Origin of the sequence: Trueperella sp., from assembly GCF_043424875.1 — a bacterium.
Lineage (GTDB): Bacteria > Actinomycetota > Actinomycetes > Actinomycetales > Actinomycetaceae > Trueperella.
In genome coordinates, this window is the sequence record NZ_JBHWPL010000108.1 from 1 (window position 1) to 17182 (window position 17182).

18 protein-coding genes are annotated in these 17182 nt (G+C 64.2%); 6 read left to right on the forward strand and 12 right to left on the reverse strand.

Annotated elements, in window-relative coordinates:
• The 3 genes from ACHFFR_RS08700 to ACHFFR_RS08710 all read left to right on the forward strand — a co-directional run.
• Positions 1-226 (forward strand): hypothetical protein (locus ACHFFR_RS08700; RefSeq protein WP_394263871.1); only part of this gene is annotated, 226 nt, incomplete at its 5' end.
• On the forward strand, positions 223-1977 hold the full coding sequence (gene cydC, locus ACHFFR_RS08705; RefSeq protein WP_394263872.1) for a thiol reductant ABC exporter subunit CydC: 1755 nt from the start codon (positions 223-225) through the stop codon (positions 1975-1977). The genes ACHFFR_RS08700 and cydC, both read left to right, overlap by 4 nt.
• A 41-nt stretch (positions 1978-2018) precedes the next feature.
• Positions 2019-3668, forward strand: coding sequence for a GAF domain-containing protein (locus tag ACHFFR_RS08710; protein WP_394263873.1), 1650 nt, complete (start codon positions 2019-2021; stop codon positions 3666-3668).
• 53 nt (positions 3669-3721) lie between these two features.
• Here the strand turns inward: ACHFFR_RS08710 and ACHFFR_RS08715 are convergent, their stop codons facing one another.
• The 8 genes from ACHFFR_RS08715 to ACHFFR_RS08750 are packed head-to-tail and all read right to left on the reverse strand — an operon-like array spanning position 3722 to position 10317.
• The gene (locus ACHFFR_RS08715) at positions 3722-4381 is read right to left on the reverse strand and encodes a response regulator (protein WP_394263874.1); all 660 of its coding nucleotides are present in this window, start codon (positions 4379-4381) and stop codon (positions 3722-3724) included.
• 14 nt (positions 4382-4395) lie between these two features.
• Entirely contained in the window at positions 4396-5289 is an 894-nt protein-coding gene (mutM, locus tag ACHFFR_RS08720) for a bifunctional DNA-formamidopyrimidine glycosylase/DNA-(apurinic or apyrimidinic site) lyase (RefSeq protein ID WP_394263875.1), read from the reverse strand.
• A gap of 2 nt (positions 5290-5291) precedes the next feature.
• Complete coding sequence (rnc, locus tag ACHFFR_RS08725) at positions 5292-5990, reverse strand: ribonuclease III (RefSeq protein WP_394263876.1); 699 nt, start codon at positions 5988-5990, stop codon at positions 5292-5294.
• Positions 5974-6561, reverse strand: coding sequence for a YceD family protein (locus ACHFFR_RS08730; RefSeq protein WP_394263877.1), 588 nt, complete (start codon positions 6559-6561; stop codon positions 5974-5976). Before ACHFFR_RS08730 ends, rnc begins: the two co-directional genes overlap by 17 nt.
• A complete protein-coding gene (locus ACHFFR_RS08735) occupies positions 6558-7067 on the reverse strand; it encodes a hypothetical protein (protein ID WP_394263878.1) in 510 nt (169 codons plus the stop codon). The genes ACHFFR_RS08730 and ACHFFR_RS08735 overlap by 4 nt, the downstream gene beginning before the upstream one ends.
• The gene (gene coaD / locus ACHFFR_RS08740; protein WP_394263879.1) at positions 7064-7540 is read right to left on the reverse strand and encodes a pantetheine-phosphate adenylyltransferase; all 477 of its coding nucleotides are present in this window, start codon (positions 7538-7540) and stop codon (positions 7064-7066) included. The genes ACHFFR_RS08735 and coaD overlap by 4 nt, the downstream gene beginning before the upstream one ends.
• Positions 7537-8106: an RsmD family RNA methyltransferase gene (locus ACHFFR_RS08745; RefSeq protein WP_394263880.1), complete on the reverse strand. Its 570-nt coding sequence runs from the start codon at positions 8104-8106 to the stop codon at positions 7537-7539. The genes coaD and ACHFFR_RS08745 overlap by 4 nt, the downstream gene beginning before the upstream one ends.
• Positions 8107-10317 (reverse strand): ATP-dependent DNA helicase RecG, encoded by a 2211-nt coding sequence (locus ACHFFR_RS08750; protein ID WP_394263881.1) that lies wholly within the window; start codon positions 10315-10317, stop codon positions 8107-8109.
• Between the two features lie 234 nt (positions 10318-10551).
• On the opposite strand from ACHFFR_RS08750, the gene rpmB reads away from it, so the two are divergent.
• Together rpmB and ACHFFR_RS08760 are read left to right on the forward strand one after the other, a co-directional pair.
• Positions 10552-10743: a 50S ribosomal protein L28 gene (gene rpmB / locus ACHFFR_RS08755; protein ID WP_394263882.1), complete on the forward strand. Its 192-nt coding sequence runs from the start codon at positions 10552-10554 to the stop codon at positions 10741-10743.
• 90 nt (positions 10744-10833) lie between these two features.
• Positions 10834-11688, forward strand: coding sequence for an HAD-IIB family hydrolase (locus ACHFFR_RS08760; protein ID WP_394263883.1), 855 nt, complete (start codon positions 10834-10836; stop codon positions 11686-11688).
• A 30-nt stretch (positions 11689-11718) separates the two neighbouring features.
• On the opposite strand, the gene thiL is transcribed toward ACHFFR_RS08760, so the two are convergent.
• The 3 genes from thiL to ACHFFR_RS08775 form a co-directional block, all read right to left on the reverse strand.
• Positions 11719-12681 (reverse strand): thiamine-phosphate kinase, encoded by a 963-nt coding sequence (gene thiL, locus ACHFFR_RS08765; RefSeq protein WP_394263884.1) that lies wholly within the window; start codon positions 12679-12681, stop codon positions 11719-11721.
• 122 nt (positions 12682-12803) lie between these two features.
• A complete protein-coding gene (locus ACHFFR_RS08770) occupies positions 12804-13346 on the reverse strand; it encodes an NADPH-dependent FMN reductase (protein WP_394263885.1) in 543 nt (180 codons plus the stop codon).
• Between the two features lie 180 nt (positions 13347-13526).
• Positions 13527-14636, reverse strand: a complete 1110-nt coding sequence (locus ACHFFR_RS08775) for a D-alanine--D-alanine ligase family protein (RefSeq protein WP_394263886.1) — start codon at positions 14634-14636, stop codon at positions 13527-13529.
• Between the two features lie 112 nt (positions 14637-14748).
• Here ACHFFR_RS08775 and ACHFFR_RS08780 point away from each other — a divergent pair, with 112 nt between their 5' ends.
• Positions 14749-15420, forward strand: a complete 672-nt coding sequence (locus ACHFFR_RS08780; protein ID WP_394263887.1) for a hypothetical protein — start codon at positions 14749-14751, stop codon at positions 15418-15420.
• Between the two features lie 174 nt (positions 15421-15594).
• Here the strand turns inward: ACHFFR_RS08780 and murA are convergent, their stop codons facing one another.
• Positions 15595-16941, reverse strand: coding sequence for a UDP-N-acetylglucosamine 1-carboxyvinyltransferase (murA, locus tag ACHFFR_RS08785; protein ID WP_394263888.1), 1347 nt, complete (start codon positions 16939-16941; stop codon positions 15595-15597).
• Positions 16942-17182: the final 241 nt, after the last annotated feature.

The window sequence follows — 17182 nt, forward strand, 5'->3', positions numbered from 1 at the left end:
CCCCGCCTCCCGTGACATCGAAGCCGAGCTGCGCGAGGCGAAGGCGATTCGCGAGTCGGTCGAATACGCGGACTTCGTTGAGTCTCAGCGCGCCGATTACGCCCTGCCCCAAGACTGGCGGGGCGCGAATTCCTCCGGGCACAGGGTCGTGAAGTTGACGATCGACGACGAAGGCGATGGGCAACCGAGCGGACATACATCGACCGACAGGGAGGAGGACCAGTGAGCGTTATTCCTAAGGACGAGCGCATTGCGCTCAAGCGTGCGATCGGCATGCTCGATTACGACAAGGCGAAGTTCGCGTGGTCCGTGGCAGCTGGCTCCGGAGCGATCGGCTCCGGCGTGGCCCTCGGAGCGACGTCGGCCTGGCTCATCGCTCGTGCGGCGCAGATGCCGCCGGTGCTCCAGCTATCTGTGGCATCGACGGCCGTGCGCGCATTCGGCGTGGGCAAGGCGATCTTCCGCTATCTTGAGCGCATCGCCTCCCACTGGGTGGCGCTCTATGGCATGGCAAACCTGCGCTCGCGCGTGTATAAGTCGATGGCGAGTTCCACCACTGACGTGGTGACCTCCGTTCGGCGCGGCGATCTCCTCGCTCGCACGGGAGCGGATGTGGACGAGATCGGTGACGTGGTGGTTAAGTCGATGCTGCCAGCCGCCGTGGCGCTCATCGTCTCGCTCTTTTCTATCGGAATCGTCGCGTTCCTGTCTCCCCCGATCGCGCTCGTGCTCACGCTGTGCTTGATCGTCTCCGGCATTATCGCGCCCTACAGCGCGATGCGCGCGGCGCGCATGGATCAGATCGCGCAGATCACTAACCGCGCCGATCTCAACGCCCAGTCGCTGACGATGCTCGAATCTGCATCGGAGCTGCGCGTGTCTGGCCGGCTCGCGGATATCGACGCCCAGCGGCAAGAGACGGAACGGCGGATCCACAAGAACCGCGACCGCTCAGCACGGCCCGCCGCGCTCGCCGCTGCCCTCGACACGCTCGCTATGGGAGCGGCCGTCGTCGGCGCGCTCGTCATCGGCACGCAGCAGCTCGCAGCGGGAGACATCGCCGCGATCGACCTCGTCGTGGCCACCCTGACCCCGCTGTCCGCCTTCGAGGCGACCCAGCGCATGGGCGGGGCGGCAACGCAGCTGGTGCGATCGGCGTCGGCGGCAAAGCGCATCGTTGACCTCCTGGACGTCGCGGAATCCACGCAACACCCTGAGCGCGATACCCGGCCTGAGACTCAGGACGGCCTGCGCGCCACGGATCTGACCATCGGCTGGCCCGGTGGACCAACTGTTGCCGGCCCGATCGACCTGCACCTGACCAAGGGCAAGACCATCGCCATCGTCGGGCCGTCGGGCATCGGCAAGTCAACGCTGCTCTATACCCTTGCGGGCATGCTCGAGCCGCATTCGGGAACAGTGACGCTCGATGGTCGCGACACCTGGCGCATCGACCGGGCGGAGATCTCCACGCAGCTCTCCATGACCGCCGAGGACGCCCACATCTTCGAAACGAGCGTGCTGGAGAATCTTCGCGTCGCGCGCGCAACCGTGACCGCCGAGGAAGCCGTTGATCTGCTGACGCAGGCCGGGCTCGATGGCTGGCTCGCCCAGCTTCCCGAGGGCGTGGACACGATGCTCAGGGCGGACGCCACCTCGGTGTCCGGTGGTGAGCGCCGCCGTCTCCTCCTCGCTCGCGCGCTGGCGGGTTCGGCCACCTACATGCTTCTTGACGAGCCGGGGGAGCACCTCGATCCGGCTACCGCTGACGAACTCATTCGCGACCTGCTGCGCGTGGGTAATGACGAGCGCGGGGTTATTTTGGTGACCCACCGCCTCACGCCCCTCGACGTCGCCGACGAGGTCATCATGCTCGGCGAGGACGAGGCCGGGCGCGTCGGTATCATCGCACGTGGCACGCATGCGGAGCTCATGGCGCAGATGCCGTCCTACGAATGGTCACTGACTCAGGAATAGTCGGATTCTGAGTATGCTTGGCAAAACAGCAAGGAGCGCCCATGAAAGCCAATGAGTTTCTCATCGAGTTTTCCCGCCACATTCTCAGCATCGCGTCCACACTCGATCAGGTTGAAGTATCGCGCGCTCTCGTCACCTCCGCGTGCGATGCGACGGGCGCGAAGTTCGGCGCCGTCTCCGTGCTCGATTCGCACGGCGAGACCATTCAGTTCATCCAGCACGGCCTGCCCGCCGGCCCCGAAGCCGTGATCGACCACCCGCCCATCAACCACGGCGTATTCAACGACATCCCCCTCGATTCCTACCTCATCATCAACGACATCGGCGGCTACGCGAACACCGCGCTCCCGGAGAACCACCCGGCCATGCTGAACTTCCTCGGCGTGGCAATCACCGTCAACGAGCAGGTGTGGGGGCGGTTGTACCTGTCCGATAAGCCGGAGGACTTTACCGACGACGACGGCGACGTCGTCCACCTGCTCGCGCGCGCTGCGTCCATATCGGTTGTGAATTCACAGCTCTATGAGGAATCGCAGAACCGCACGCGCTGGCTGACCGCCTCGCAGAGGATCGTTTCGAGCCTGCTGGAGGGATCGGACGAGGACGAGGCGCTGGAGACCATCGCGCACGAGATGCGGGTGGCCGCTCACGCCGACGTCGCGATGATCATCCTGCCCTCGATTCAAGACCAGTGGGTCTCAGAAATCGTGGATTCGGACGACCCGGCCGTCGTCCACGAACTGCTCGGTTTGAGCTTCCCGAAGGACGGGCGCGCTCGGACCGTCCTTCGCGAGCAGGGCGGCGTGGTGGTCGATTCGATGCAGCGCCTGCGCACCGTGCGGGTGCAGGAGCTTCGCCGGTTCGGCTCGGCTCTCTATGCTCCTCTTATCTCGCAGGGCGTTGGCCGCGGCGTCATCTTGCTCCTGCGCTTCCCCAACGAGCTCGAGTTCAATCTTCAGGACCTGACCATGGCCGAGAACGTGGCCAAGCAGGCCACCATCGCGCTCGAGCTCGCCGAGGCGCGCCGCGCTCAGGCAATGGCCGCCGAGCTGGACGAGCGCGCCCGCATTTCGCGCGACCTGCACGATCTGGCGATCCAGCAGCTTTTCGCCTCCGGCATGCATATTACGGCCGTGCGCGAAGAAATGGCCGAGCGCGGAGTTGGCGCGGACGTGACGGGTTCCCTCGACGACGCGATCTCGGCGATCGACGACTCGGTGAAACAAATCCGAGCCATCGTCCGCTCGCTGCGCGACGATGGCTCCTCGGCCGCCGTCGTCGCACGCCTTCAGCACGAGACGTCCGTGGCACGAGGCTCTCTCGGCTTCGCGCCTTCGCTCCTCGTTACGTGGAACGGCGAGGACATTGACGAGGACGATTACCACCTCGTCGACGACGTGATCGGCTCCGACATCGCTGATGACGTGGTGGCCGTTGTGCGCGAGGGGCTGTCGAACGCCGCGCGGCACGCGAAGGCCTCGTCTGCCATCGTCAGGGCCGATGCCGACACCGAACAGATTACGATCCACGTAATTGACGACGGGACGGGTATTCAGCAGACCCTCTCCCGCCGCTCAGGGCTGTCCAATCTGGCCGCGCGGGCGCGCAGGCATCAGGGTGCTTTTCAGATTCGCCCACGAGAAGACGGGCACGCAGGCACCAAGCTCACGTGGGCAGTCAGGCTCCGGTAGCGTCCGGCGCTCTGGTTATTGCTGGCCGTTTTGGCTATTGCTAGCCGTGTTGGCTAGCCGTTTTGGTGACGCCAGCCGGAGGCGCGCTGGCCAGCGACCCACGCCGCCACCTGCGTCCGGCGCTGCATGCCCATCTTCGATAGCAGCGACGTGATGTGGTTCTTCACCGTCTTTTCGGCCACGCCGAGCTTGTCGCCGATCTCGCGGTTCGACAGCCCGTCGCCGATCAGGTCAAGGACCTTGCGTTCGGAAGGCGTGAGGTTGGCCGTCGGATCGTCGTGATCGGCGCGGCGGCGCGTCACCGTGCGCTCATCGAGAAGCACGCGGCCCGCGGCCACCGCCTTAATGACCTCGGTGATCTCGGCGCCACGCACGGATTTGAGCAGGTAGGCCTTGGCTCCGGCGTCGAGGGCTTCGGCGAGCGCGTCGTCGTCGTCGAAAGACGTCAAAACGATCGCCTTCGTCTCCGGAACGATCTCGCGGAACTCTTTGATGATCTCGATACCCGTCCCGTCCGGCAGGCGCAGGTCAACGAGCGCCACCTCGGGCGCCATGAGCTCTGCTCGGCGGATGGCCTCGGCTACTGAGCCGGCTTCAGCGACGACGGTCAGGCCTTCTGCGCGATCGACGACTTCGGCGATCCCGCGGCGGACGACCTCGTGATCGTCGATGATCATGACGGAAATATCTGTAGTACTCACAACCGGTATCATAGCGCGATATTCCCCTATTTCACACGTGGAGTCCTCGTGGCGAGCGGGCGGACGTTCCTGCCGCGCTGGCACACGGGGCAAAAGTGCGAGGACCTATTCATGAAGATCTCTCGTTTAATGGGCATCCCGCACACCACGCACGGCTGACCCTCGCGCCCGTAGACGTTGAGTGAGCGGTCGAAATAGCCCGACGCGCCATTGACGTTCACGTAAAGTTCGTCGAATGACGTACCGCCGACGGCGACGGCCCGGTTCATCACGTCCGTCGCGGCGGCGTAGACCTCCCGGATCTTGCCCAGCGACATGCGGTTCGTGAGGCGGCGCGGATGCACGCGCGCGAGGAACAGAGCCTCGTCGGCGTAAATGTTGCCAATCCCCGAGGCGATCGACTGGTCGAGGAGTGCGCGCTTGATCTCGGTGTTCTTCGCCTTGACCGCGCGTGCCACGGAGTCGAGATCGAAGGCAGGGTCGAGCAGATCGCGCCCGATGTGGGCAACCGACTGTGGAACGTGCGGCGCCGCGCTCCCCCATCCCCCTGGCTCGCCGTCGGGCGTTGCCACGAACTCGTCGGGCATGAGGTGACCGAACGTGCGCTGGTCGACGAAGTCGAGTCGAACGCCGTCGTCGAACATGAGGTAAGCGCGCAGGTGCGGATTGACCCCGCCGCCCACGCGGAACTGGCCGGACATGCCAAGGTGGGCGATGAGGGCAATGCGTCCGGCGTCAAACCACAGGTACTTTCCGCGGCGTGCCACCGACTCGATCCTCGCCCCGCGCAGGGGGTCGAGGCCCTCGGCTGCCCGGCGAACAGCGCGCGGGTTCAGCACGTGAACGTCCGTGACCGTTCGCCCGACCACGATGGGTTCAAGGCCCAGCCGGATGGTCTCAACCTCTGGTAGCTCCGGCACGGTTACGCCCGCTCGTCGAGTGCGAAATATGCGTCCTTACACGCCTGGAGTTTCGCCTGCTTTTGCGAGGTAGCCTCGCCTGTGCCCCAGTGGCGATCGTCCACGTAGACGTGCGCGGTGTAGCGCCGCGCGTGATCCGGGCCCTCGCCCTCCACCTCGTAGTGGAGGTTGCCCGTGATTCCGCTCTTGCGTGCCTTCTCTTCGAATGCCGTACGCCAATCGAGGGCAGGTCCGAGCCCACGCGCCTCTTCGATCTTGGGCGCGAGGTGGCGAAGAACCACATCGCGCGTTTTGTCGATTCCAAGCGTGAGGTAGGTGGCGCCAATGAGCGCTTCAACCGTGTCCGCAAGGATCGAGTCCTTGTCGCGTCCGCCGGACATCTCCTCGCCGCGCCCAAGGCGCACGTACTGCCCGAGGTTCAGGCCGCGGGCCACCTCGGCAAGGGAACGTTCGGAGACGGCGGCGGCCTTAATCTTCGACATGTCGCCCTCGGTGGCCTCGGGTGATTCGGCGAAAATGCTCGCGGCGACCACCGCGCCCAAGATTGAATCGCCCAAGAACTCGAGCCGCTCGGCGTGCTCGCCCTCGTTCTCGTACGCCCACGAGCGATGGGTCAGAGCCGGTTGGAGGTACTCGTCGGCAATCTGCGCACCCCATCGCTCAAGCTCTGCGGCGGTGACGGGCTTATGCACGAGGCTCACCAGCCTCGTCCTCCGCCTTGGCCTCCTCAGCCATGAGTTGCTCGGCAAGGGCGTCCAGCGCGGAAAAGCGCGGGTCGAGGAATTCGTGCTTATGGTCATCTGGCAGGTCGTCCCAGCGCTCGCCACATTCCGGGCACAGACCCGGGCAGTCGGGACGGCACAGCGGACTCAGTGGCATCGACAGGACGAGCGCGTCCCGAATGAGCGGCTCGAGATCCACCGCGTCATCGACGACGACGGGCAGGTCCTCCGCCTCCTCGTCGCCCTCCGCGATGAGCTCGTCTTGCCTCTCGGGGTAGAACACGAGCTCGGCGATCTGTTCGTGCATCGGGAGCGTGAGCTCGCGCAGACAGCGGGAGCACTGGCCCACCGCCGTCGCCGAAATGGGGCCTTGGACGAGCACGCCCTCGTCGAGTGCGGACAGGCGGAAATCGAGTTCGATGGGTTCACCTTCGGGAATGCCGATAAGCGGCACGCCGATGTCGGCTGGCGCTGGAACGCTCACCGCAACCTCCAGCTCGCCTGCTTGACGCGAGACGCCAGAGACGGGAACGGTCAGGTCGGTCGTCATGAATCGTGCTCCTCGGTTGTGATGGCCAGGTGCGCCCGGCCAGCTTCAATCTGGTCAAGAAGGCTGTTGAGTTCATCGGACAGGGTGTCGAGAGTCGAGGCAGCGTAGCCATCCGCGCCGCGCTTGAGGGCGTCGGCCTTCGACTGCGCTTCGTCCAGCACGCGCGTGGCCTGCGACTTTGCAGCGATCGTGATCTGATCCTGCGCCACGAGGCGCGAGGCCTGCTCGCGGGCCTCCGCGATGATCGACTCGGAGTCCTGGTGTGCGCGCTCGCGAATCTGATCCGCCTCCTGGCGGGCATTTTCGGCGACGGCGTTCGCGTCCTGCATCACCGAATCGGCGGCGATGATCTGATCGGGAACGATCGCGCGCGCCGTCTCGAGAAGATCGAGTAGCTCGGAACGGTTGACCATCACCGATGCGGACATCGGCAGCGACTTTGCGGTTGCCACGATGTCGACAAGCTCGTCGAGGATTTCGAGGAGCGATTCGCCTTGTTCGTTCATGATTGGATCTTCTCTTTCAGTGTGCGGGCAACATTTGGGGTCACCAGGTCGTCGATCTTTCCGCCGTACGCCGCGATTTCTTTGACGAACGACGACGCTATGTGGTTCAGGGCCGGATCGCCCATGATAAAGACGGTTTCGATACCGCTCAAGTGGCGGTTAAGCAGCGACATGGCCTGCTCGTTGTCGTAATCAGCCGGGCCGCGCAGCCCCTTGACGATCGCTACGGCGCCGCGTTCCTTGGCGAAATCAGCCAGCAGGCCGGTGACCACTTCGACCCGAACGCCGTCGATGCCCTTAAGCGCCTCCTGCGCCAGGGCGACCCGCTCGTCGTCGCTGAACAGGTAGTTCTTCTTTGCATTGTGTGCGACACCAACGATGACCTCATCGAACATGCCGCGAGTGCGCCTCACGATGTCGACGTGGCCGAGGGTCAGCGGATCAAACGATCCCGGACAGACGGCTAGACTCATACCTCTACTCTAGTGCCCTCCGGCGCCACAACAGCACTCCACACACGCGTATCTCCCCATTTGCGAACGTCGTCGCGTCTCAGGCTCGCCGGCCACTGCGGCTCGGGAGCCTTCTTCGAGCGTTCGACGACGACCATCGCGTCGTCCTTCAGGTGCGCAACGAGGAGGTTGAGGACGACCGTGAGCTGGTCTTCCGAAATGTCGTAGGGCGGGTCGAGGAGCGCGACGTCGAAGAGTTCCACCGGCTCGTTTGCAAGGAAAGTCTCGGCCTTCTGGTTGACGACGTCGATGTCCAGACCGGTGGATTTCGCGTTGGCGATGACGACCTGAGCGGCTGGCCGATGAGCCTCGACGCTGACGACGCGCCTGGCGCCACGCGACTTGGCCTCAAGGCCGAGCGCGCCCGAGCCCGCGTACAGATCGAGGATGGCGCAGTCCTCGACGTATCCGTAGTGATCGAGCCGCGAGAACATTCCCTCGCGCACGCGCTCAGAGGTGGGGCGGGTTCCTGACTTGGGCACCTGCAGTGCGAGCCCACCTGCCGTGCCTGCGACGATCCTCGTCATTTAAGCCTTCTCTAGATAGTCCGTGTCTTCGCCCTCGGCTGCCGCAATCGCGCTGCGAAGGGCCGGATGGCCTGCGAGTTGCGGATCGGCGTCGACGATCTTTCTGGCCGCCGCGCGTGCCTGTTCAATAATCCCCTCGTCCCGCGTGACACGCACGAATTTCAGCGACGACGCCTGCCCGGATTGGGCCGATCCCAAGACGTTTCCTTCGGAGCGCAGTTCGAGATCGCGCTGGGCGAGAACGAACCCGTTCGTCGTCGACGCAAACGCTTTCAGGCGTTCATATGCGACCGTACCATCTATGGCATTGTGCACCGCGAGACAGATGGATTCGTTCGCTCCTCGCCCAACGCGCCCGCGCAGCTGGTGGAGCTGGGACAGGCCGAAGCGCTCGGCGTCCATGATGATCATCATCGTCGCCTCCGGTACGTCCACGCCCACCTCGATGACGGTGGTGGATACGAGAATCGGCGCCTCGCCCGTTGCAAATCGGCTCATGGCGAGGGCCTTGGTTTCGGAGTCCAGTTGCCCGTGGACGAATCCGATGTCGACGCCGGCGAGCGCCGGCTTGTCGCGAAGCTCGGCATAAATCTGCTCGACGGAGACGGGCTCCGCGGTGAACTCGAGCTCCGTCTGCTCGCCCGGGCGGGGCAGCGCCGCGTCTTCCTCGGCCTGCTGGGCGGAGATCCGTGGCGCGACGACGTACACGCGCCCGCCGCGGTCAACTTCCTCTCGCGCACGTTCCCAAACGCGCTCGACCCACGGCTTCTTCAACGTGGGCACGAGGGTGGTGGCGATCTCGCGCCTGCCCTTGGGCAGCTCGTGCAGCGTGGAGACCTGGAGCTCGCCGAAGGCGGTCATCGCGATCGTGCGCGGGATGGGCGTGGCGGTCATGACGAGCATGTGTGCGCCGGTCGCGAGGCGATCGCGCTGGTCTACGCCGAAGCGGTGCTGTTCGTCAATCACCACGAGCCCGAGGAAGGGGATCTGCACAATCTCCTCGAACAGGGCATGCGTGCCGATGATGATGCCGGTGGCGCCCGACGCAATGTTGGCCAACACCTGCCGCTTCTTGGCGGCGGGAAGTGACCCGGTGAGCAACTCGATCGAGGTGGCGGTGGCCGCTCCCCCGAGTTGGCCGGCCATCCCGAGGTCGCCGAGCATCGATTGGAAGGTGGCAAGGTGCTGGGCGGCCAGGACCTCGGTGGGCGCCACGAGCACGGCTTGCCGCCCGGCATCGACGGCCTGAAGCATCGCGCGCAGAGCAACGATCGTCTTGCCCGAGCCCACGTCACCCTGGAGCAGGCGGCGCATCGGAATCTCTCTCTCGAGCTCGGCGGCAAGTTCCTCACCAACCTCACGCTGGCCCGCCGTCAGCTCGAACGGAAGGCGCTCGTCGAAAGCCGCGAGGACGGCGTCGTCGATCCTCATCATCGCGGGCGCAGGCGTTGCCCTGATTGCTGAGGCGCGCTGGGCCAGAAGGGCTTGGAGGATGAAAGCTTCCTCGTGCTTGAGGCGCCAGACGGCGAGCTCCCAGTCGGCTTCGGTCCGCGGGTTGTGTGCCATCTGAAGCGCCTCGAAACGGCCGGGAAGCCCGTGTTCGCGCCGATAATCGGCCGGGAGCGGATCGGGCAGGTCTGCCGTGGTGACCGATTCGAGGACCACCTGGATCGCCTTGTGAATCTTCCACGAGGGCATCTTTTGCATGGCGTGGTAGATCGGGATGGGCTGGGCGATCTTGTCCGCATCCACGGAGTCCAGATCCTCGACCACCTCGTATTCGGGATGCGCGAGCTGAAGCTGGCCGCGATAGGAGGAAATCGTGCCCGAGAACGTGGCGAGGGTGCCGGGCCGCAGCTGGGCGGCGTGGAAATTGAGCGGTCGGGCGGACTTAGCGAAGAAGGTGAGCTCGAGATTGTGCTCGCCGTCGGAGATGACGACGTTGAGGATATGCCCGCGGCGTCTGTTCATCGGGCGCACGTGCGAGTCGATGACGCGGGCGACGACGGTGACCGAATCGCCGTCGCGCACCGCCTGAATCGGCAAAAGTTCGCCGCGGCGGGCTAGGCGGAACGGCAGGTGGCCGAGGAGGTCGCCCACCGTGGCCAGACCCATCTTGTCGAGGGCGGTTGCGGTCCGCTTGCCAAGGACGCGCTCGAGGGGGCGGGTCAGGGCGGTCCACGTCTCGGCCGCGGTCGCCGCTGCAGGCACGTCCGGACTCGCGTTAGGCGAACCAGGACTCGCGTTAGGTTCCACTGATGCCTCCCGTGCAGCTAGATGAGCGCCCGAGCACCACTATAATGAACGGTACGAGGTGGGACGGCGATGACGTGCGCAATACCACTGGGGCCCTATCTTGGTTTCCCCAGCGCAGGTCAGATACACTTCATAAGTTGCAATTTTTTGGACGTGTTCGCGTCCGATCGTCTAGCGAAGGAGATAACCGTGGCCTCTGTATGTGAAGTCTGCGGCAAGGGCCCTGGTTTCGGTAAGCAGGTCTCGCACTCGCACGTGCGTACCAACCGTCGTTGGAACCCGAACATTCAGCGTGTTCGCGCTCTTGTTAACGGCGCTCCAAAGCGTCTGAACGTCTGCACCAGCTGCCTCAAGGCTGGCAAGGTGACGCGCAACATCTAAGCGCTGAACGCACATTGGCGAGAACCGTCTGGTTCTCGCCAATTTTTTTATCTCCTACAGGTTTGCGGGCCTCGCGGTAGACTAGCGGCGATGACTACGAAGCGTGAAATTGACTTTCAAAATCTCCCCTGGCCCTCGGGCACAATCACTCATGCGATCTTTGACATCGACGGGACTCTCACCGACGAACGCTCAATCGTTTCCGATGCCACGATCGACGCCCTGCGCCACCTCGACGCCGCCGGCGTGCCCATCATCCTTGCCACCGGCCGCATCCTGAACGGCGGGGCCAATCTTGTGAGGCGCGCGGGCATCCACGCGTGGGTGATCGCCGCAGGTGGCGGCGTGGTGTGGAACGGCAAGGACATCGTCTCCACCCACTACATGGAGCGCGAGCAGGTCGATGCGATCACGGCCCTTGCCGAACGCACCGGGCTCGTCCCGTTCTACTTCGACGAGCAGGACTTCTTCGCAGACCTCGAGGCGCTTGCGGCCACGGGCACTCTTGAAGTGAACGAGAACGCGGCCGAGGGCCGTGGCATGCGCAGCCTCGACGACCTCAAAACGAACAAGCTCACCAAGATCTCCCTCGCCGCCTCCGATCCGGTGCAGATCGACGAGCTGCTGCCAGAAATCCTCGAGGAATTCCCCGAGACGGTGCAATCGCACGCCAACTTTGTGGACATCCCGGTGCGCGGGGTGACGAAGTGGGAAGGCATCGAAAAGGCTCTGCGGGCGCTTGGCCTCAAGGCCGACACGGCGATGGGCGTGGGCGATTCAGATAATGACATCGCTTGGCTCAAGAACATCGGCTACCCGATTGCAGCGCCTGTCGCCTCGCAAGGCGTGCTCGCCGTGTGCAAGTGGCAGCTGCCCAACGTTGAAGATTCAGTGGCTCGGCTCATCGAAGCGAAGATGACCCGCGATCACGACGACCTCACGTAACTGCGCGATCGTCGTCGCTGATGCGCGGCGCTAGTCTGCGCCGAAGTGGTCCCATCCACCCTGACCGGCGATTTCTTTGCCCTCGAGGGTCACGCGCCCACCCATGTAGGCGCCCATGACCTCTCCGACGTCGGTGAATCCCGTCGGCACCTCGGTGCCCGGGCGGATTGTTGCGAGGAAGCCCTGATCCTCTCCCCCGGTGTAGAGCCACTCGCGGCGGTCGGCGCGCAGCTTGCCAGCGGCAACAGCGAGGTCGCGCAGGCGCGGCTCGAGGTTCGTGCCGTGGAAATTGACCCAGACGCCGGAGGCCTTCGCGAGCCGCCGCGCGTCGCGGATCAGGCCGTCGGACACGTCCATCATCGCTGTAAGAACGCCCGATTCGGCGGCGGCCAGCGCGTCGTTTAGCGGAGGCTTCGGCCGCCGGAAGTCATCAACCAAGGGCGCCAGAGCGTTGGTGATCTCTAGGCCAGCCTTGAGGATCTCGTAGCCGGCAGCGCCGTGCCCGAGGTGCCCCGCGTGAATGACGCGGTCGCCAATCTGTGCTCCGCCGCGTAGAACCGGCGTGCGCCCTTCCATGTCGCCAAGAACGGTCACGGCCACCACGATCTCGTCCGCCCCGACGAGGTCGCCGCCATCCACGCTCACGCCCAGAGGGGCGCAGGCCTCGTTCAGACCGCGGGCAAAGTCCGCCGCCCACTCGGCCTCGAGATCCCCGGGCAAGCCGAGCGAAATGACCAGCGAGCGCGGTTTGGCTCCCATCGCCACGACGTCGGACAGATTCTGCATCGCCGCGCGGAAGCCGACGTCAGAACCGCTCGACCAATCTCTGCGGAAGTGGCGCCCCTCGATCAGCATGTCGGTGGAAACAGCGGTCTGCCCCCGCATGTCCAGAACGGCGGAATCATCGCCCGTCGGGACGCTCGCCGAGCTCGGCGGCAGCAGGGGCAGGAATTTGGACAAAAGAATGTCCTCGGTCGTGTCCGAAATAAGCATGCTCACCATCATGCCAGATGCTTCGGAGACGACCGAGGACGGAGGCGTTTTATCAGGCGAACGAACCGGTACGCCACGGAAGTGAACTCACCCCTCACTTCCGACCGTTTCGTTCGTAAGTCTTACTTGTTGTCAGCGACGAACTGAACGAACGCTTCAATGAACTGCTTGATGACAGCTCGCGAATCTTCGTTCGTGATCTTGCCGTCTTCGAGAACACCGGTCTTGGTGCCGTCGATGTAGGCTTCCGGCTGGCTCATGAGCTTGGGGCCGAAGAAGAGCAGCGACTGACGAAGTTGGGCCTGGCCAACGGCTGCGCCAATGCCCGACGGCGACTGGCCTGCGGTTGCCACCGGCTTGCCTGCGAGGGGCCACTCGCCGTAGGGGCGCGATGCCCACTCGATCGCGTTGTGGATCGGTGCCGAGTAGGAACGGTTGTGCTCCGGGGTGATGAACAGGACGCCGTCGGCCTCGTACATGAGGTCCTTGAACTTGCGTGCCGGCTCCGGGAAGTCGTTCTCGTTGTCGCGGTTAAACAGCGGGAGATCAGCGATCTCTCCTTCGACCATCTCAACACCCTCGGGTGCGAGTTCAACGATTGCTTCTGCGAGCGCCCGGTTAATGGATTCCTTCGAGAGCGAGCCAACGACGTATGCGATCTTCATAAAAACACTTTCCAGGAGCTTGATTTGTTCGTTGCGAGGGGTGTTTCGCAATCTGTAATTAGTCTAAAGATTAAAGGTTAAATATTCAACCGTCTTGCGTGTGAGTCCAATCACGACGCCGTATGGTCGGCTTTCGTTGACGCTCTGGGCACTCCCCCTCTGGCGCGGGCTGGACGCTACTTATCGCAGGCCGCGCGGGCGCTCGAGCGCGAGATCCACGAGTTTGTCGATCAACTCGCTGTACGGAATGCCGGTGGCCTCCCACATCGCGGGGTACATCGAAAACGGCGTAAAGCCGGGCAACGTGTTGATCTCGTTAATGAGGATCTCGCCCGAATCGGCCACGAAGAAGTCAACGCGCGTCAGGCCCTCGCACCCAAAGGCGTCGAAGGCGCGAACCGCGAGCTCGCGGACGGTTGCCGTGGCGTCGTCGTCGATCCTGGCAGGTATCGACATCGTCAACGCGTCGGTGGATACGTACTTGGACTCGAAATCGTAGAATCCCTCGGCGGGCGCCTCGAGGAGGATCTCGCCAGGAAGCGACGCGCGCGCGGGCTCGTCACCCGGGCTGCCAAGGACGGCCACCTCGATCTCACGGCCGGCGATACCCTGTTCGATAACAATCTTCGGGTCGTGCTTGTGTGCTTCGGCGACGGCCGCGGGGACGGCGTCGATGGTCTCAACGCGCGAAATGCCCAGCGACGATCCGCCGCGGGCAGGCTTGACGTATACCGGGAACTGGAGCTCGGAGACCTCGGCGAGCACCTGGTCGCGATCGGTGCGCCACCGGCTGGCCGTGACGCCCACGTACGGACCGACTGGCAGGCCGGCGGCGACGAGGACCTTCTTCATCATGTCCTTGTCCATGCCGGCCGACGACGCGAGCACGCCGCAACCGACGTAGGGCACGTTTGCCATCTCGAACAGGCCCTGGATTGTGCCGTCTTCTCCGAACGGGCCGTGCAGCACAGGGAAGGCGACGTCGATCGGGCCAAGGTTGCGCACATCGGATCCGTCAGCGCAGATGTCGAGCAGCGGCTGGTCGCCGTTTCCGGCGGGAAGGACGATGCGACGATCAGATTCGGGAACCTTCCCGAGGCCGCGCTCTAACGCCATCTCAGACGGGTCGGTCTCCCCTGGCACCCACGTGCCATCAGGGCGGATACCAATCGAGAGCACGTCGTAGCACTCAGGATTGAGGGCGCGCATGATGCCGCCCGCTGTGACGCGGGAGATCGCGTGCTCCCCCGACGTCCCGCCATAGATCAATGCAATTCGAATCTTCTTCACGGGCCAATCCTACCCAACGATGGACCGCGACCGGCAAGGCCGGTCATGGGACTCCAGGTGGTCGTGGGCGGGCAGGTCATTCGTTAGACTGGCTCGAGACCTAGGAGGATACATGGCGAAAGCACTCATCGCGGCACTAGCCGCCACTTTGGCGCTCGGTGCCTGCACGTCGTCGTCGGACGACGTCGACCCGACGCCCAATTCAACCGAGGTGACCACGTCTGAGACGACGCCGGAACCCACGGACGACGAATCCACCGAACCCACGCCGACCGAGACCCCAAGCCCAGATGGTGACAGGGAGGGCGGGGAGACCGAGGAACCCACGCCTACCGAGTCTCCGGATAGGGAGTACACGCCCGCGACTGAGGCGTCGAAGTCCGAGAATTGGCCGGACATCAGCGCCCAAGCCCTTCCCGCGGTTGTGACGAACGACGGGACGTCGCTCACGGTCGAGTATGACTCCGATGGCACCGGCGAGTTGGAATGGCATGCCGACGGATGGGCCGACAAGGCGTACGAGGACGGTTCCGGCTTCGAGATCGACCTTGGCACGCAGCGAGCACTGCAGATTTGGGTCTCCGGCATCAGGTACCCGCAACCGGATGAGGAATTCGCCTTCGCTGACGAGACCGGTTCCGACGGGCCAATCCTTAGCTACGACGTCAGCGGCCCCTTCGAGGGGATGCACTCGATCACGATCGGCGCGGATGAGGATCACGACTACGCCGTCGAGGTCAGCGAGAATCCGCTCGCGATCACGATTTACCTCGACGCACCCTAAACCGCCCGGGATCTGACGCGCTCGGAGACCTCGTGGATCTCGGGAGTGGATCTCGGGACCTGATCATTGGGCGACCGCGGCCGTGAGTTCTCGGGGCGTGCCGGGCAAAGAACACCTAAAGCGAACGACGCCAGCAGCGATGCCGGCGTCGTTCCTATGTGCGATCCTGATGCGCTAGTTAATCAGGTTGGGAGCCGAGCTGACTTCCACCTTCTCGACGTCCGCGTTGAGCGCCGCGAGCTTTTGCATGAAGTGCTCGTAGCCGCGGTTGATGATGTCGATGCCCGAGACGTTGGATTCGCCCTCGGCCGCGAGCGCGGCGATGAGGTGCGAGAACCCGCCGCGAAGATCGGGCACGGTGATGTCGGCTGCCTGAAGCGGAGTCGGGCCCTGAATCACGGCCGAATGGTAGAAGTTTTCCTGGCCGAAACGGCAGCGCTTGGAGCCCAAGCACTCCCGATAGACCTGAATCTTGGCGCCCATCTTGTTCAGCGCCTTCGTGAAGCCGAAGCGGTTCTCGTACACGGTCTCATGAACGATCGAGACGCCCTCGGCCTGCGTGAGCGCGACGACCATGGGCTGCTGCCAGTCGGTCATGAAGCCCGGGTGCACGTCGGTTTCGATGGGCATACCTTTGAGGGGCGTGCCGGGGTGCCAGAAGCGGATGCCGTCGTCGAGAACGTCGAACTGGCCGCCGACCTTGCGGTAGACGTTGAGGAAGTTCATCATCGGCTCTTGATCGGCGCCGCGGACGGTGATGTCGCCCTTCGTCGCCAACGCGGCAGCCGCCCACGATCCGGCCTCGATGCGGTCCGGAAGCGCCGTGTGATTGTAGCCATGAAGGCGCTCGACACCCTCAATGTGGATGGTGCGATCGGTGTCGACGGTGATGAGCGCGCCCATCTTCTGCAAGATCGCGATGAGGTCCATGATCTCGGGTTCCACCGCTGCTCCGCGGAGCTCCGTGATGCCCTTCGCGCGGACGGCCGCGAGAAGAGTCTGCTCCGTTGCGCCCACCGATGGGTAGGGCAGCTTAACCTTGCGGGCCTTGAGGCCGGTGGGTGCCACGAGGTGGAGGCCAAGTTCCTGGGCGTCGCGGCTCGCGCCGAAATCCTCGAGGACCTTGAGGTGGAAGTCCACCGGGCGGTCGCCAATGTGGCAGCCGCCAAGATCCGGGATAAACGCCTCGCCCAGCTGGTGAAGCAGCGGGCCACAGAAAAGAATCGGGATACGCGATGAGCCGGCGAGCGAATCAACCTTGCCCGGATCGGGCAGGTGCAGCTGGCCGGGCGTAATGGTGACCGTTCCGGCGTCTTGGTCGTAATCGACCTGCGCGCCGTGGAGCCGCAGAAGTTCAGAGACGACGTCAACGTCCCTGATCAGCGGCACATTTCGCAGGACGGAGGTTTCCTCCGTTAGCAGCGCCGCAACCATAGCTTTGGAGACGAGGTTCTTTGCCCCGCGCACGCGGATCTCGCCGGTCAGTGGGCGACCACCGCGCACTTTCAATACTCCACCCATGAAGGTCCTTCCTATCGGTTCTGCCATCTTAGCGAGAATCGGCCGCGTTTCCTGTGACCTACATTTCCCAGTGTTGGCTCGGGGCGGATCCGAGGGCTGGCCGGTGGCGGATCTGGGGGGTGCCGGTGGCGGATCTGTGGGCTGGTCGGCGGCGGATCCGAGGGCTGGTCGGCACCGAATCCGAGGCTGGCCGGCACTGAATCACGGCGCCGGGACCAAAATGAGACCGCCTCCGTAGAGA

What these genes read in the sequence shown, in the direction of transcription:
- ACHFFR_RS08770 (WP_394263885.1), bottom strand. Translation starts at nt 13,346, where the DNA reads ATGAAGATCGCATACGTCGTTGGCTCGCTCTCGAAGGAATCCATTAAC.
- ACHFFR_RS08715 (WP_394263874.1), bottom strand. Translation starts at nt 4,381, where the DNA reads ATGATACCGGTTGTGAGTACTACAGATATTTCCGTCATGATCATCGAC.
- ACHFFR_RS08730 (WP_394263877.1), bottom strand. Translation starts at nt 6,561, where the DNA reads ATGACGACCGACCTGACCGTTCCCGTCTCTGGCGTCTCGCGTCAAGCA.
- ACHFFR_RS08710 (WP_394263873.1), top strand. Translation starts at nt 2,019, where the DNA reads ATGAAAGCCAATGAGTTTCTCATCGAGTTTTCCCGCCACATTCTCAGC.
- ACHFFR_RS08735 (WP_394263878.1), bottom strand. Translation starts at nt 7,067, where the DNA reads ATGAACGAACAAGGCGAATCGCTCCTCGAAATCCTCGACGAGCTTGTC.
- ACHFFR_RS08745 (WP_394263880.1), bottom strand. Translation starts at nt 8,106, where the DNA reads ATGACGAGGATCGTCGCAGGCACGGCAGGTGGGCTCGCACTGCAGGTG.
- ACHFFR_RS08780 (WP_394263887.1), top strand. Translation starts at nt 14,749, where the DNA reads ATGGCGAAAGCACTCATCGCGGCACTAGCCGCCACTTTGGCGCTCGGT.
- ACHFFR_RS08760 (WP_394263883.1), top strand. Translation starts at nt 10,834, where the DNA reads ATGACTACGAAGCGTGAAATTGACTTTCAAAATCTCCCCTGGCCCTCG.
- coaD (WP_394263879.1), bottom strand. Translation starts at nt 7,540, where the DNA reads ATGAGTCTAGCCGTCTGTCCGGGATCGTTTGATCCGCTGACCCTCGGC.
- murA (WP_394263888.1), bottom strand. Translation starts at nt 16,941, where the DNA reads ATGGGTGGAGTATTGAAAGTGCGCGGTGGTCGCCCACTGACCGGCGAG.
- thiL (WP_394263884.1), bottom strand. Translation starts at nt 12,681, where the DNA reads ATGCTTATTTCGGACACGACCGAGGACATTCTTTTGTCCAAATTCCTG.